At 62.8% G+C, this 15,428-nt stretch carries 15 protein-coding genes and 1 tRNA gene; 2 read left to right on the forward strand and 14 right to left on the reverse strand.

Annotated elements, in window-relative coordinates; all coding sequences use genetic code 11:
* Nucleotides 1–41 precede the first annotated feature (41 nt).
* From pheT to BLU17_RS06050, 12 genes are all read right to left on the reverse strand, one after another.
* Entirely contained in the window at nucleotides 42–2,495 is a 2,454-nt protein-coding gene (gene pheT, locus BLU17_RS05995) for a phenylalanine--tRNA ligase subunit beta (RefSeq protein ID WP_091995724.1), read from the reverse strand.
* Nucleotides 2,496–2,604: 109 nt separating this feature from the next.
* A complete protein-coding gene (gene pheS / locus BLU17_RS06000) occupies nucleotides 2,605–3,618 on the reverse strand; it encodes a phenylalanine--tRNA ligase subunit alpha (RefSeq protein WP_176928935.1) in 1,014 nt (337 codons plus the stop codon).
* Between the two features lie 235 nt (nucleotides 3,619–3,853).
* Nucleotides 3,854–4,213, reverse strand: a complete 360-nt coding sequence (rplT, locus tag BLU17_RS06005; RefSeq protein ID WP_004192938.1) for a 50S ribosomal protein L20 — start codon at nucleotides 4,211–4,213, stop codon at nucleotides 3,854–3,856.
* 27 nt (nucleotides 4,214–4,240) lie between these two features.
* Nucleotides 4,241–4,438 carry a 50S ribosomal protein L35 gene (rpmI, locus tag BLU17_RS06010; protein WP_004191477.1) on the reverse strand — a complete coding sequence of 66 codons (198 nt, stop codon included), beginning with the start codon at nucleotides 4,436–4,438 and terminating at the stop codon, nucleotides 4,241–4,243.
* A 282-nt stretch (nucleotides 4,439–4,720) separates the two neighbouring features.
* Entirely contained in the window at nucleotides 4,721–5,242 is a 522-nt protein-coding gene (gene infC / locus BLU17_RS06015; protein WP_091995729.1) for a translation initiation factor IF-3, read from the reverse strand.
* Nucleotides 5,243–5,293: 51 nt separating this feature from the next.
* On the reverse strand, nucleotides 5,294–7,201 hold the full coding sequence (gene thrS / locus BLU17_RS06020; protein ID WP_091995731.1) for a threonine--tRNA ligase: 1,908 nt from the start codon (nucleotides 7,199–7,201) through the stop codon (nucleotides 5,294–5,296).
* A 291-nt stretch (nucleotides 7,202–7,492) separates the two neighbouring features.
* Nucleotides 7,493–7,569, reverse strand: a tRNA-Val gene (locus BLU17_RS06025).
* Between the two features lie 76 nt (nucleotides 7,570–7,645).
* Entirely contained in the window at nucleotides 7,646–9,892 is a 2,247-nt protein-coding gene (locus BLU17_RS06030) for a RelA/SpoT family protein (protein WP_091995733.1), read from the reverse strand.
* A gap of 80 nt (nucleotides 9,893–9,972) precedes the next feature.
* Entirely contained in the window at nucleotides 9,973–10,326 is a 354-nt protein-coding gene (locus tag BLU17_RS06035) for a RidA family protein (protein WP_091995735.1), read from the reverse strand.
* Between the two features lie 96 nt (nucleotides 10,327–10,422).
* Nucleotides 10,423–11,316 carry an alpha/beta fold hydrolase gene (locus BLU17_RS06040; protein WP_091995737.1) on the reverse strand — a complete coding sequence of 298 codons (894 nt, stop codon included), beginning with the start codon at nucleotides 11,314–11,316 and terminating at the stop codon, nucleotides 10,423–10,425.
* Between the two features lie 287 nt (nucleotides 11,317–11,603).
* Nucleotides 11,604–12,245: a CoA transferase subunit B gene (locus tag BLU17_RS06045; protein ID WP_091995739.1), complete on the reverse strand. Its 642-nt coding sequence runs from the start codon at nucleotides 12,243–12,245 to the stop codon at nucleotides 11,604–11,606.
* A gap of 15 nt (nucleotides 12,246–12,260) precedes the next feature.
* Nucleotides 12,261–12,980, reverse strand: coding sequence for a CoA transferase subunit A (locus BLU17_RS06050; protein ID WP_091995741.1), 720 nt, complete (start codon nucleotides 12,978–12,980; stop codon nucleotides 12,261–12,263).
* A gap of 257 nt (nucleotides 12,981–13,237) precedes the next feature.
* Here BLU17_RS06050 and BLU17_RS06055 point away from each other — a divergent pair, with 257 nt between their 5' ends.
* Nucleotides 13,238–13,810 carry a LuxR C-terminal-related transcriptional regulator gene (locus BLU17_RS06055; RefSeq protein WP_091995743.1) on the forward strand — a complete coding sequence of 191 codons (573 nt, stop codon included), beginning with the start codon at nucleotides 13,238–13,240 and terminating at the stop codon, nucleotides 13,808–13,810.
* Between the two features lie 13 nt (nucleotides 13,811–13,823).
* Here the strand turns inward: BLU17_RS06055 and BLU17_RS06060 are convergent, their stop codons facing one another.
* Both BLU17_RS06060 and BLU17_RS06065 read right to left on the reverse strand, forming a co-directional pair.
* On the reverse strand, nucleotides 13,824–14,264 hold the full coding sequence (locus tag BLU17_RS06060; RefSeq protein ID WP_091995746.1) for an acyl-CoA thioesterase: 441 nt from the start codon (nucleotides 14,262–14,264) through the stop codon (nucleotides 13,824–13,826).
* 59 nt (nucleotides 14,265–14,323) lie between these two features.
* On the reverse strand, nucleotides 14,324–15,103 hold the full coding sequence (locus BLU17_RS06065) for an SDR family oxidoreductase (protein WP_091995748.1): 780 nt from the start codon (nucleotides 15,101–15,103) through the stop codon (nucleotides 14,324–14,326).
* Nucleotides 15,104–15,279: 176 nt separating this feature from the next.
* Between BLU17_RS06065 and BLU17_RS32210 the strand changes: the two genes are divergently transcribed.
* On the forward strand, nucleotides 15,280–15,428 hold a 149-nt coding region (locus BLU17_RS32210; RefSeq protein WP_143189185.1), incomplete at its 3' end, for an FAD-dependent oxidoreductase.

Consider the following 15,428-nt stretch of genomic DNA (forward strand, 5'->3'; position numbering starts at 1 on the left):
AAACCCGAAAGCCGATGTCGGTACGTGATGAGCCGAGGAGCTTATCCGCGCAACCGGGCGCCATACACTCGAGCCAGGCGATCCACCAGGGACTTGATGGCCGCATCGACCGTTTCGTCCTGAAGGGTTCCGCCAGTATCTTGCAGGGTCACCCGGAAGGCAAGGCTTTTCTCGTCCGCGCCAAGTCCGGAAGTATTTGATTTTGCACGAAATTCATCGAAAAGCGCAACCCTCTGCACAATCCGGCAAGCCTCGTCTTGCATGCCCTTCTGGAACTCGTCGAGCAGCGCTTGCACCTCGATCTTCTGATCGACGACAAGCGCGATGTCGCGGCGGACCGGCGGGAACTTCGAGACTTCGGCCGGTACTGGCAGCTCGCGCGCCATCAGCGCTTCGGCTTCCACTTCGAAAAGGATCGGCGCGTGCGGCAGATCGTACTTCTGCATCCAGCGCGGATGCAGTTCGCCGATCCAGCCCACGGCCTTGCCATCGACTTCGACACGCGCGCTACGTCCCGGGTGCAGCGCCGGGTGTTCGGCCTTCACGAAACGCGGGGCCTTCGCGGCGCCGAGCGACGCAAACAGCGCTTCGAGATCGCCCTTCACGTCGAAGAAGTCCACGCCGCGCGTTTGCGCGCCCCACTGCTCTTCGAGCGCGGGACCGTACGCGAGCGCGCCGATCATCTTCGGTTGTGCGAAACCTTCCACCGCCATCTCGCCGGCCTTGATCGACGGATCGTGCAGGAACACGCGGCCCGCCTCGAACACGCGCACGCGGTCGGCGCGGCGATTGAGGTTATGGCGCAGCACGTTGATGAGGCTGCCGAACAGTGTCGTGCGCATGACCGAGAGCTGGCTCGCGATCGGGTTAAGCAGTTTCACGGGATTCGCGTTGCCCGCGAAGTCCTGCTCCCACTCGGCGTCGACGAAGCTGAAGCTGATTGTCTCCGCGTAGTCGCGCGCAGCGAGCGCGTGGCGGATCGCATGGATCGAGCGGCGCGTTTCGTTCGTTGCGCGCATTTCGCTGCGCGCGACGGGCGGCCGCGCCGGAATCCTCTCGACGCCGTAGATACGCGCGACTTCTTCGATCAGGTCCTCTTCGATCTCGATGTCGAAGCGATACGGCGGCGGCGTCACACTGAAGCTTTCATCGCCGTCGCGTTCGAACGCGAGACCCAGACGCGTGAAAATCTGCGCGATTTCGTCGGCGCCGATCGTCACGCCGATGATGCGATTCGCGCGCGCCACGCGCATCTTCACCGGCTCGCGCTTCGGCACGTTGACGGTTTGATCGTCGACCGGGCCGGCTTCGCCGCCGCAGATATCGAGGATCAGCTGCGTAATGCGCTCGATGTGCTCGACGGTCGTCGACCAGTCCACGCCGCGCTCGAAGCGATGGCCCGCATCGGTCGAGAAGTTGTAGCGGCGCGAGCGGCCACGAATGCTGTCCGGCCACCAGAAAGCGGCTTCGAGATAGATATTCGTGGTGTCGAGCGAGACAGCCGTACTGTCGCCGCCCATGATGCCCGCGAGGCTTTCGATCTCGCGCTCGTCGGCGATCACGCCCACGGTTTCATCGACTTCGACGGTGTTGCCGTTGAGCAGCTTGAGCGTTTCCCCCTTCTTGCCCCAGCGCACGTCCATCGCGCCGTGGATCTTGTCGAGATCGAACACGTGCGACGGGCGGCCCAGTTCGAGCATCACGTAGTTCGAAATGTCGACGAGCGCGGAGATGCTGCGCTGGCCCGAACGCTCGAGACGCTCGACCATCCACATCGGCGTCTTCGCGTGCGCGTTCACGCCGCGGATCACGCGACCCGAGAAACGGCCGCACAGGTCCGGCGCCGAAATCTTCACGGGTAGCCGGGCGTTGGCGCCGTCGAGCTTCACTTCGACTTGCGGATACACAGGCGCCTGCAACGGCGCGCCCGTGATCGCGGCCGTTTCGCGCGCGATGCCATACACCGAAAGGCAGTCGGCCTTGTTCGGCGTGAGCTTGATTTCGAAGATGGTGTCGTCGAGATTAAGCGCCTCGCGGATGTCCTGGCCGATCGGCGTGTCTTCCGGCAGGATCATGAGGCCGCTGTGGTCTTCCGAGAGCTTGAGCTCGCGCGCCGAGCACAGCATGCCCTGGCTTTCCACGCCGCGCAGCTTCGAGAGCCTGATCGCGAATGGCTTGCCGCCTTCTTCGGCGGGAGGCAACTCGGCGCCCACGAGCGCCACGGGTACCTTGATGCCGGGCGCGACGTTGGGGGCGCCGCACACGATCTGCAGCGTCGCGCCGGTGCCGGCATCGACCTGCGTGACGTTGAGCTTGTCCGCGTCCGGGTGCTTCACGACTTCGAGCACGCAGCCCACGACGATCTTCGTGGTGGGCGGCGCGGCCGGGCGCAGGCCTTCCACTTCGAGGCCGGCCATGGTGAGCGCGTGGGCCAGTTCATCGGTCGTGAGCTTCGGATCGACAAAGCTTCTCAGCCAGGATTCGGGGAATAGCATTTGGTTTTACGTTCCAGACAGATTGTGACCGTCGCGAAGGCGGGTTCTCGCGCATCTTTGGCAAGTGCCGCGTCCGCCTCGCGCGCTGCTAACGGATGCGTTGCTTCGGTTAAGCGAACTGACGCAAAAAGCGCAGATCGCCTTCGAAGAACAGGCGCAGATCCTGCACGCCGTAACGCAGCATCGTCAGGCGTTCGAGGCCGCTGCCGAACGCAAAGCCGATGTAGCGCTCCGGGTCGAGGCCCATGTTGCGGATCACGGTCGGATGCACCTGGCCCGAGCCCGAGATTTCGAGCCACTTGCCGGCGTTCTTGCCGTGCTCGAACATCATGTCGATTTCGGCCGACGGCTCCGTGAACGGGAAGTACGACGGACGGAAGCGCACCTGAATGTCGTCACGCTCGAAGAACTTCTTGAGGAAGTCGGTGTAGACACCCTTAAGGTCGGCGAAACTGATGTTCTCTTCGATCCACAGGCCTTCGACCTGGTTGAACATCGGCGAGTGCGTCGCGTCGCTGTCCACGCGATAGGTGCGGCCCGGCACGATCACCTTGATCGGCGGTGTGTGCGTGCGCGCGTAGCGCACCTGCATCGGACTTGTGTGCGTGCGCAACAAAAGCTGACGGCCGTCGGCGTCCTTGCCGTCCACGTAGAACGTGTCCTGCATCGAACGCGCCGGATGGTTTTCCGGGCTGTTGAGCGAGGTGAAGTTGTACCAGTCGGTTTCGATCTCGGGACCGTCGGCCACGTCGAAGCCGATCGAGCCGAAGATGCGCTCGACGCGCTCCCACGTCTGCATCACCGGATGCAGACTGCCGGTGCCGGTGCCGCGGCCAGGCAGCGTGACGTCGATCGCCTCGGCGGCGAGACGCTGGTTCAGCAGCGCGTCGGCAAGCGCCTGACGGCGTGCGTTGAGCGCAGCTTCCACTTGTTGCTTGACGGCGTTGATGCGCGCGCCCTCGGTCTTGCGCGTTTGCGCGTCGAGCTTGCCGAGGCCCTTGAGCAGTTCGGTGAGCGCGCCGGACTTGCCGAGAAAGCGGGCCTTTTCGTTTTCAAGCGTGTTGACGTCGGGGGCGCCAGCGAACGCGCGCTGCGCGTCGGCGACAATCTGGTCCAGATCCATTGATCCCATCTTTTCAGCGTCAGAGTTTGAGACTTGGAGCGTCCCCGCGCTTACGGCACGCCATGATGAAGCGTTGCAATGACGGCGCGAAGACACAGCATGAAGCGGCGCAAGAAGCGTGATTACCAACAAAAACGGGGCTCGGTGAGGAGCCCCGTTTTTGTTGCAGCATCACCGAGACTACCGGAATATCTGCTGCAACGAATCTGCGCAATACCTAACTCAGTTACCCAACTTAGGCAGCGACGGCGGCCTTCACCTGCTTGACGATCGCAGCAAATGCGGCCTTGTCGAACACAGCCATGTCAGCCAGGACCTTGCGGTCGAGTTCGATCGAAGCCTTCTTCAGGCCGTTGATGAACACGCTGTAGGTCATGTCGTGCTGACGCACCGCCGCGTTGATACGCGTGATCCACAGTGCGCGGAACACACGCTTCTTGTTGCGGCGATCGCGGTAGGCGTACTGGCCTGCGCGCATGACCGCCTGCTTGGCGATGCGATAGACGTTATTGCGACGGCCGCGGTAACCCTTGGCCAGGTTGATGATCTTCTTGTGACGGGCCCGTGCGGTAACCCCACGTTTGACTCGAGGCATGTTTCGCTCCTATGAGTGTGAGTTGAGTTACGCGAACGGCAGCATTGCGCGCACGGAGTTCAGATCGGAATCGTGAACTGCCGTTGCACCGCGCAGATGACGCTTGTTCTTGGTGGTCTTCTTGGTCAGGATGTGACGCTTGAAGGCTTGGCCGCGCTTGACGGTACCACCCGGACGCACCACGAAGCGCTTTGCAGCGCTCTTCTTGGTCTTCATCTTGGGCATGACGAACAACTCCATTATTAGATGGACATGGGTGTGCGGCTGGCTTGCGCATTGCGTTTCGCCCTTCATCCGCCCTTCGAAACCCACTCCACTTGTTTTGGCGACTGGCTGATAGTGCTAACCGCCGCTTTCAGGAAAAGCGCCCGGTTGCCGCACTGTTTCGTGCAGCGCGCGGGCGCCGTTCCGGAACCTGCTTCCCGCCTTCCGCGCGCAAGTGCGCCGAAGGCGTCATTGAAAACTGCATTTGGCCACCGCGCGGATTGCATCGCGCGGCGCGCCAGCTTACTTCTTCTTCTTCGGAGCGAGCACCATGATCATCTGGCGCCCTTCCATCTTCGGCATCTGCTCGACCTGACCGACTTCTTCCAGATCGGTACGCAGGCGCTCGAGCATGCGCATGCCGATTTCCTGGTGAGCCATTTCGCGGCCGCGGAAACGCAACGTGATCTTCGTCTTGTCGCCATCCTCGAGGAAGCGGACGAGATTGCGCAGCTTGACGTTGTAATCGCCGTCGTCGGTACCCGGGCGGAATTTGACTTCCTTGACCTGGATGACCTTTTGCTTGAGCTTGGCCTCGTGCTGCTTCTTCGCCTCCTGGTATTTGAACTTGCCGTAATCCATCAAACGGCACACCGGAGGCACAGCCTGCGGGGCAATTTCAACCAGATCGACGTCCTGTTGTTCCGCCATGCGGAACGCATCAGCCAGCTTTACGATACCGAGAGGCTCATTGTCGACTCCGACGAGACGCACCTCGGGTGCAGAAATTTCACCGTTGATGCGATGCGACTTATCCGTAGCGATGTTACGTTTCCTCTAAAAATTGAAAAAAACGAGCCGCGCTGCCGCAGTGGCTTACTTGAACGTCTTGACGTCTTCCGCAAGACGTGCAGTAAAGGCTTCGACCGGCATGACACCCAGATCGACGCCGCCACGGGCACGCACGGCTACCGTTTGTGCTTCACGCTCCTTGTCGCCGACGACAAGCAGGTATGGAACCTTCTCAAGCGTGTGCTCGCGTATTTTATAGCTAATTTTCTCGTTGCGCAAATCGGCCACCACTCTAAGCCCTTGTTTTTGCAACGATTGAACCAGATTTGCGGCATATTCGGCCTGACTTTCCGCGATATTCATCACAACGGCCTGCACAGGAGCGAGCCACGGCGGCATCGCGCCGGCATGGTGCTCGATCAGAATCCCGAGAAAACGCTCCATCGAACCGAGAATGGCGCGGTGCAGCATGATCGGACGGCGGCGGCTGTTGTCCTCGGCGACGTACTCGGCGCCCAGGCGCTCCGGCAGCACCATGTCGAGCTGCAGCGTGCCGCACTGCCACGAGCGGCCGAGCGCATCCTTGATGTGGTACTCGACCTTCGGACCGTAGAACGCGCCCTCGCCCGGCAACTCCTCCCATTTCAGACCGCAAGCCGTCAGCGCGTCGCGCAGGCCCTGCTCGGCGCGGTCCCACGTCTCATCCGTCCCCGCGCGCGAATCCGGGCGCAGCGAGAGCTTGATGTCGATGTGATCGAACCCGAAATCCTTGTAAATACTCATCGCCAGCGTGTTGAAGGCGATCGACTCGCTGATGATCTGGTCTTCCGTGCAGAAGATGTGCGCGTCGTCCTGGACGAAACCGCGCACACGCATGAGGCCGTGCAGCGCGCCCGACGCCTCGTTGCGGTGGCACGAGCCGAATTCCGCGTAGCGCAGCGGCAGATCGCGGTACGAGCGCAGACCATGGTTGAACACCTGGACGTGCCCCGGGCAGTTCATCGGCTTGATGGCGTAGTCGCGCTTCTCCGACTCCGTCGTGAACATGTTTTCACGATAATTCTGCCAGTGCCCCGACGCCTCCCACAGCGAGCGGTCCATGATCATCGGCGTCTTGATTTCGTCGTAGCCGGCCACGCGCAGGCGACCTCGCATGTACTGCTCGACCTGCTGCCAGAGCGTCCAGCCCTTCGGGTGCCAGAACACCATGCCCGGCGACTCGTCCTGCATGTGGAACAGGTCGAGCTGCTTGCCGAGCTTGCGATGGTCGCGCTTTTCGGCCTCTTCGAGCATGTGCAGGTACTGGTCCTGGTCTTCCTTCTTCGTCCAGGCCGTGCCGTAGATGCGCTGCAGTTGCTCGTTCTTCGAGTCGCCGCGCCAGTACGCACCCGCGACCTTCATGAGCTTGAAGACCTTGAGCTTGCCCGTGGACGGCACGTGCGGGCCGCGGCACAAATCCGTGAAACCGCCGTGCGAGTACAGCTTGATTTCTTCGGCGCCCGGAATCGATTCGATGATCTCGGCCTTGTACTTCTCGCCTATGCTCTTGAAGTAGTCCACCGCCTCGCCGCGCGAGACAACGCGGCGCGACACCGGCTCGTCCTTCTTCGCGAGTTCCTGCATACGCTTTTCGATCTTTTCGAGATCCTCGGGCGTGAAGGGGCGGTTGTAGGCGAAGTCGTAGTAAAAGCCGTTGTCGATGACCGGCCCGATCGTGACCTGCGCTTCCGGATACAGTTCCTTGACCGCGTAGGCCAGCAGGTGCGCCGTGGAGTGACGGATGATGTCGAGGCCGTCGGCATCCTTGTCCGTGACGATGGCAAGCGATGCGTCGTGATCGATCAGCGTCGACGTATCGACCAGTTCGCCGTCGAGCTTGCCGCCGAGCGCCGCCTTGGCGAGGCCGGGACCGATCGAAGCCGCCACTTCGGCGACCGTGACGGGATGATCGTACTGTCGAACCGAACCGTCGGGCAGACGTATCGCAACCATGTTTTTCTCCAGAAGTACCGTGAAGGCACTCGTATTGTTCGTGGAAGACTGCCGCTCGGGCAGCCCCGCGCAAAACTTGCGGCGAAAAAAAATGCGGCCCCGCTTTCGAGGGGCCGCATTCACATTTCAAACCAGACTGCAGAGGCGAAATAGGTCCTCGACTAGCGTCGCTCCGAAGTAGTTTCGGTGAACGTTCGCGGTGTCATAACCGTATTCGCCTTATGGCGCTTCCTTTAAGGTCCAGCGCTTTACCGCATTGAAATTCCGGCAAAACCAGAATCCCGATTTCGTTGGTAGGCTCGATTGGACTCGAACCAACGACCCCCACCATGTCAAGGTGGTGCTCTAACCAGCTGAGCTACGAGCCTGAAGAAGGAAGATTATATGAAGCATGCCCAGACTTGGCAAGTGGTTTTTTTGCGTCGCGGCAACGGCGTACGTGCCTCAGCTCTTACGCAAGGCCCGCAGCACTCCGCTCACGTCACCCAGCAGCACGCAGGCACGCTGGATCTGGGCGGAATTCGATACTTCGACCGTGAACTGCATGTAAGCCGCGTTGCGGCGCGACTGCGTTTTCACGCCGATCACGTTCATCTTTTCGCGCGCGAACACTTCGGAAATATCGCGCAGCAAGCCTTGGCGGTCGGTGGCTTCGATTGAAATATCGACCGGATAGACCGACTGGCCGCGCCCGTCCATCACGTCGGCGGACCATGTGGTGTGCAGCACGCGCTCGGGCGCGCGGCTGGCCATGCGCAGGAAGGTCGCGCAGTCGCTGCGGTGGATCGACATGCCCTTGCCGCGCGTGACGAAACCGCTGATCGCGTCGGGCGGCGCGGGCCGGCAGCAGCGCGCGAGCTGCGTGAGCAGCGCATCCACCCCGACCACCAGCACCCCCGACGACCCGCCATGCGCGACGTTCGCGCCGCTTGCGCGCTTGGTGAGCTGCTCGGGCGTTTCCTGTTCGGGCTCGGGCGCGGGCGCGTTGTGCAGGGCGTGCTCGATGTTGCGCAGGCTGAACTCTTCCTTGCCGACCACACTGAAGAGGTCATCGGTCGACTTGAAGCCGAGCTTGGCCGCGAGCTGATCGAGATTGACCGACGTGCGGCCCTCGCGCTGCAGTGTTTTTTCCACCATCGCGCGGCCGTTGGCGATGTTTTCCTGCGCCTCGATCGCGTTGAACCATGCGCGCACCTTCTGGCGCGCACGCGGGCTATGCAGATAGCCGAGCTGCGGATTGAGCCAGTCGCGCGACGGTCCGCCCTCCTTCACCGCGACGACCTCCACCGTCTGCCCGTTGCGAAGCTGCGTGTTGAGCGGCACCATCGCGCCATCCACGCGTGCGCCGCGGCAGCGGTGGCCGAGTTCGCTGTGCAGGTGATAGGCGAAGTCGAGCGGCGTCGCGCCCTGCGGCAGCGCAATTACGCGGGCCTGGGGCGTGAGGACATAGATGTGGTCATCGTCGAGCGTAGCCTGGCGCAACTGCTCCCACGGCTGGCGCCCATCCGATACGTCGTCCTTCCACGCGAGCAGTTGGCGCAGCCACGCGATCTTCTCGTCGTAACTGCTGCTCGCGCTGAACTGCCCGCCGTAACCTTTCGCACCGGCCTCCTTGTAGCGCCAGTGTGCGGCCACGCCGTATTCGGCGAACTGATGCATCTCCTGCGTGCGAATCTGCACTTCGAACGCGCGGCCGTCGTCGCCGATCACAACCGTGTGCAGCGAACGATAACCGTTGGGCTTGGGCCGCGAGATGTAATCGTCGAACTCTTTCGGCACCGGTTGCCAGAGGTTGTGCACGATGCCGAGCACCGTGTAGCAATCCTTGATGTCGGGCACGATTACGCGGAACGCGCGCACGTCGTAGAGTTCGGAGAAGTCGATCTCCTTACCGCGCATCTTTTTCCAGATGCTGTAGATGTGCTTTGGTCGCCCGCTCACCTCGGCGGAGATTTGCGCCGCCGCAAGCTCGCGCTTGAGGCGCATGATCGCTTCGGCCACATAGCTCTCGCGCTCGACGCGCTTTTCGTCGAGCAGCTTCGCGATGCGCCGGTACGTGACGGGCTCCTGGAAGCGGAACGCGAGATCTTCGAGCTCCCACTTCAGTTGCCAGATGCCAAGGCGGTTCGCGAGCGGCGCGTAGATCTCCAGCGTCTCATGCGCGATTTCGGGCGCCGGCATGATCTTCGCCGCCGCGTAGTAGCGCAGCGACTGCAGGCGCGATGCGAGCCGGATCAGCACGACGCGGATGTCCTGCGCGAACGCGAGCAGCATCTTGCGCAGCGCCTCGACCTGCGCACGCCGCGCCGCCTGGGCGTCGCGCCCTTCACGGCCCGATTCGGGGGCGGCCTGCGCCGCGCGAAGGCTGACGGTGCCGAGCCGCAGCAGTTTGCGCACGTCGAACACGAGCTTCGTCACTTCCGCTCCGAAACGCGCTTCAAGTGTGGCTTCCGGATCGTCGAGATGCGGCGCCAAATTGAAGAGCGCCGCGGCGAGCACCGCGGGCGGATCGACATTGAGCCGGCTCATGGCGGACGCCGTGCCCTGCGCATGCTCGAAGAGCGGCTCGCCCGTGGAGAGACGAGCGTCGGCCGCGTGCTCGCGCACGAACGCGAGCGCGTCTTCGAGCGACGGCAGCGCGCCGGTATCGGCGGAAACCGTGGAGTCGGGAGGTACAGTGTCGCTACTCATGGGGCGATAGCCACCGGCATGCCGGACGGGCGACTACAGAACAGATCAAACACAAACGGCGCGGGAAAGGCAAATTGGGCTCAGTCGCGCTGCGCGGCCACCACGACGATTTCGACGAGGCATTCAGGATTCGCGAGCTTCGCCTCGACGGTCGCGCGCGGCGGCGTCGCGCCTTGCGCGACCCACTTGTCCCACTCGGCGTTCATGCCGGGGAAGTCCTTCATGTCGGCGATATAAATCTGCACCGAGAGGAGCAACGACTTGTCGCTGCTCGCTTCGCCCAGCAGGCGGTCGATGTGGCCGAGCACTTCGCGCGTCTGGCCGGCGATGTCCTGCTTCGTGTCCTCTGCGATCTGGCCGGCCAGATAGACGGTACCGTTGTGGATCGCGGTTTCCGAAAGACGCGGGCCAACGTGGTGACGAATGACTGCCATGAAAATTCCTGTCGAGAAGTGGAAAACGGTCGATTCCCGGGCTGGTGCGACTCCGCGCGCCCAAAAGCGCGCCGGTATATGCCGACCAATTTCATATTATGACCCGCGAAGGGCCTCGCCGTCGAAGAAACGGCGCGCGATCGCAATCTGACCGGCCGCGAGGAACGCGGGCGCATGTCCCACGCCGGCAATTTCGACACTCGAAACGTTGCGCCCTGTCTCGATCATCTTCGCTGCGGTTTCGCGCGAAAGCAGGTCCGAAAGCGCCCCGCGCACAACGAGCACCGGCCCTTCGAACGCAGCGAGCGCGCGCCACAGATACCTTTCGCCCTCCTCGTTCTGTTCGGGCGTGACCGACTTGAACGGCTCCGCGACGCGCGGGTCGTAGCGATAGCGCCACTGCCCCTCCACTTCGTGCAGCAACGGCGTATTGATCTCGCGCCACTCCTCGGCACTCAGCGGACCGAACGACGCCGCCAGAAGCGCAGCATTGTCGATGCCATCCTGCAACGTGGCGAAACGCTCGTCGCGACCGACGTATTCGCCGATGCGTTCAAGCGACGCGGGCTCGATATGCGGCCCGATGTCGTTGAGCAGCATGCGGCGAATGGGCGTGCCCGGCAACCCCGCGAGCGCCATACCGATGAGGCCGCCCATCGAGGTGCCGAACCAGTCCACCTGCTCCACGCCGGTGCGCGCGATCAACGTGACCATGTCCGCCACGTACTGCGCGACGCCGTAGCCTCGCGGATCGGGTAGCCACGACGAGAGCCCGCGCCCGGCCACATCCGGGCATACGACGCGATATTCATCGGCCATCGCGGCAGCGAAACGGTCGAAGTCGCGGCCCGAACGCGTGAGCCCGTGCACGCACACAAGCACACGCGGATTGGCGGGGTCCCCCCACTCGGTATACGCGATGCGGTGCAGGCCCACCGGACTCAGACACTGGACATATCGCTGGCGCGGCACGGCGGTCGTTTCGGTCATCGCGGGGTCCTCACTCAAAGACAGTCCAAGGCTTTCGGCCGATTGTAAACGGCTTTTGCCTCGCGGCATGGGCAGCAACGCCCCAAACAAACGCCCGCTCAGGCGCTTGCGGCCTGCTTCGTGGAGCAACGAGACGGACTTCGCGCCGCGCACCGCCTGGTCATTTAGCCTATACCGTTCGGCCGAGGTTTCAACGAAGCGCCGACGCGCAACAATGCAAGCACCGCAAAACGAAACGGGCGAGACCGAAGTCCCGCCCGTCGAGAATCATGCTTATGCTACGACGCTCAGCTCACGGCGCTCACATCGAGCGGCGCACCGGTCTTCGCCTCGATCTCGTCCACTGTCACGCCAGGTGCGAGCTCGGTCACCTTGAGGCCCGCTTCGCCTACCTCCATCACGCCGAGGTCGGTAATGATCACGTCCACGACGCCCACTCCCGTGAGAGGCAACGTGCAGGATTCGAGAATTTTGTGCTGGTCGCCCTTGGCTACATGCTCCATCAGCACGACCACGCGACCGACGCCTGCCACGAGGTCCATTGCGCCGCCCATGCCCTTGATCATCTTCCCGGGGATCATCCAGTTGGCCAGGTCGCCCTTCTCGCTCACCTGCATCGCGCCGAGGATGGCGAGGTTGATGTGGCCGCCGCGAATCATCGCGAACGAGTCAGCCGAAGAGAAGATCGAAGAGCCCGGCAGCGTCGTCACAGTCTGCTTGCCGGCGTTGATCATGTCCGCGTCCACCTCGTCGTCGGTCGGGAACGGGCCAATGCCGAGCAGGCCGTTTTCCGACTGCAGCCACACCTCAACACCCGCGGGCACGTGGTTGGCCACAAGCGTTGGCAGGCCGATACCGAGGTTCACGTAGAAGCCGTCCTGCAGTTCCTTCGCCGCGCGCGCGGCCATTTCGTCACGATTCCATGCCATGGTCGGTCTCCTTCCTCAGTTGCCCGCCGGGCTGCCCGATGCGGCGCGCACGGTGCGTTGTTCGATGCGCTTTTCCGGGTGCGCGTTGAGCACGATGCGCTGCACGAAGATGCCCGGCGTATGGATTGCGTCCGGATCGAGTTCGCCGTTTTCGACAATCTCTTCCACTTCCACCACCGTGATTCTGCCCGCCATCGCGCACATCGGGTTGAAGTTGCGCGCCGTGCGGCGATAGATGAGGTTGCCCGACTTGTCGGCCTTCCAGGCCTTCACGAGCGCGACGTCGGCCGTGAGCGAATGCTCGAGCACATAGTGCTTGTCGCCGAACTGGCGTGTTTCCTTGCCTTCGGCGATCAACGTGCCGAAGCCGGTATTCGTGAAGAACGCCGGAATGCCGGCGCCGCCGGCGCGCAGTTTCTCCGCCAGCGTGCCCTGCGGCGTGAATTCGAGTTCGAGTTCGCCCGACAGATACTGGCGCTCGAATTCCTTGTTTTCGCCCACATACGACGAGATCATCTTCCTGATCTGGCGCGTCTCCAGCAGCAGGCCAAGGCCGAAGCCGTCCACGCCTGCGTTGTTGCTGATGCAGGTAATGCCCTTTACACCAGAATCGCGCAGCGCGCCGATCAGCGCCTCGGGAATGCCGCACAGCCCGAAGCCGCCAACGGCGAATGTCTGTCCGTCCTTGACGATGCCTTCGAGCGCGGCTGCCGCGCTTTTGTAGACCTTGTTCATCTGTGTGTCCCTTCCTTTTATGGAAATCCGCCAATCCGGGCTGGCGCGCGGACGTCGATCGCGTCCGGATGCCCCATTCTAGTCATGCCCCGGTGGCGTTGCCGTGAAGCCGGCCGCCCGGACGGGCTGTGCAAACGCGCTGAAAAACAGCCATGCGAACATTGCGAGCAGTCCTCCGATGGGTGCAAAGCGTACGCTGGCAGCCTGTTGCGGCACAATACGCAAAACTACATAAAGCAATACCCGCACCGCCCGTCATGGCCGCTACCTCCAAACCCGAAGAACACTCCGCCCTCGACTACCGGACCGCCTTTCACCTGGCGCCGATCGGCCTCGTGCTTTCGCGCGAACGGACCATCGTGGATTGCAACGATCAGGTCGCCGCCATTTTCCGCTGCGCGCGTGAGGCGCTGATCGGGCAATCGTTCCAGGTGCTCTACCCCTCCACGGACGAATTCGAGCGCATTGGCGCACGCATTCCGCCGATCATGACGGCGCAAGGCAGCTACGCCGACGACCGCATCATGAAACGCGCCGACGACGAGCTTTTCTGGTGTCACGTCACGGGACGCTCGCTCGACCGTGCCGCGCCGCACGCGGCGGGCGTCTGGACCTTCGAGGACCTGAGTGCGACGCGGCGCGTGGCGGTCGAACTCACGCCGCGCGAGCGCGAGATTGCCGCGCAGCTCGTCACCGGCAAAACCAGCAAGCAGATCGGGCGAATTCTGGCGATCAGCTCGCGGACCGTGGATGTCTATCGCGCGCGGCTCATGCGCAAATACGACACGGGCAACGCCACGGAGTTGCTGCAGCGGCTGCTGGGGCAGTGAAAGCGCTCGACAGTCAGCCTACCCGGTCGGATTTGACCAGCCCCGCATGCTCTATGGTCGAGCGCAGCATGTCGGGAATCGGCACCGATTTGCCGGCCGCGTAGTCGATCCACACGCAGCGAGCGTTGCCGCGCGCGTAGAGGGTGTCCGGCTCGTCGGCGCGGCGCAGTTCGAAACCGGTGTCGAAGCTGCTGCGGCCAGGCTGGCCAACCGTCATCGTGCAAACAATGTCGCCCGGGTAGTGGAGCTGCTTGAGAAATTCCATCGATGCGTTGACGATCACCGGCCCCTGACCATCGCCGCTCTCGGCGGCAACGCCCAGATGCTCGAACCAGGAAATTCGCACCTGCTCCATGTAGCGGAAATAGATCGTGTTGTTCACGTGGCCGAACGCGTCCATGTCGCCCCAGCGGATCGGCATGGTCATTTCAAATACGGGATGGTAGTCACTCATTGCACTTCAACGTTGTTGCGATAGGACAGAATGCCGGCGGCCGGACTCGCCGCCCGGCGTCAGGTGAGTCCGAAGCCGTCGTCGGCGGTGATGATCGAGCCGTTCATGAACGACGACTCGTCGGCGGCGAGCAGCAACAGCAAGCCATCCAGGTCTTCGGGCTTGCCGACCCGGTGGCGCGGCAGCATCGAAACGAGCTTTTGCCCCTGCTCGGTCGACCAGTGGTGATGGTTGATCTCGGTGTCGATGTAGCCGGGGCAGATCGCGTTCACGTTGATCCCGTGGCGGCCCCATTCGAGCGCCATCGCCTTCGTCATGTGAACGACGGCAGCCTTGCTGATCGCGTAGAGGCCGATTTGCGGCAGCACGCGCAGGCCCGCCACGGACGCGATGTTGATGATGCGGTAAGCCGGCTTCGGGCCGCCGCCGTTACCGCGCATGATCATGCGCCTCGCGACTTCCTGGGCCACGAAGAAGGCGCCGCGCGTGTTGGTATCGAACACGTATTCGAAGTCGGCGGGCGTGACGTCCGCGAGCTTTTGCGTCGTGGAGACGCCCGAATTGTTGACGAGGATGTCGATCGTCCCCGCCTCCGTTTCCGCATGCGCCACCGCAGAGCGGATGCTCTGGTAGTCGGTCACGTCGAGCGAAACGACGTGCGCGGCGCCCCCGCTGGCTTCGATTTCGGCGCGCAATTCCTTGAGCCGCTCCACGCGGCGGCTTGCGAGCACGACCTTCGCACCCGCTTGGGAGAGCACCTGGGCGAAGCGCTTGCCGAGCCCGCTGGACGCCCCGGTGATCATCGCAACCTTGCCTTCCAGATTGATCGAACGGCCCATTTCCGCTTCCTGTTCAGAGGTGAATAAGCGCCAGAACGCCGCGCTACCAGCACGCCAATTCGAGCGCCAACAAATAGAACGGTCGTGCTAATCATTGCCTGCTGGGTTGCGGCACGGGGAACGTTACCCGACAATACGAACCCGAAAAAAGTATTCTAATGGCAAGAGGAGCATTGATGACCCCCGCAAGTCTTTTGGAGCAATACGGCCCACGCGAGTCGATGGAATACGACGTGGTGATCGTCGGCGGCGGCCCCGCCGGACTTTCCGCGGCGATCCGCCTGAAGCAGCAGGCCGCGGAAAAAGGCGTCGAAATCGGCGTCTG

Source organism: Paraburkholderia lycopersici, assembly GCF_900096975.1.
In the GTDB taxonomy this organism is placed as follows: domain Bacteria; phylum Pseudomonadota; class Gammaproteobacteria; order Burkholderiales; family Burkholderiaceae; genus Paraburkholderia; species Paraburkholderia lycopersici.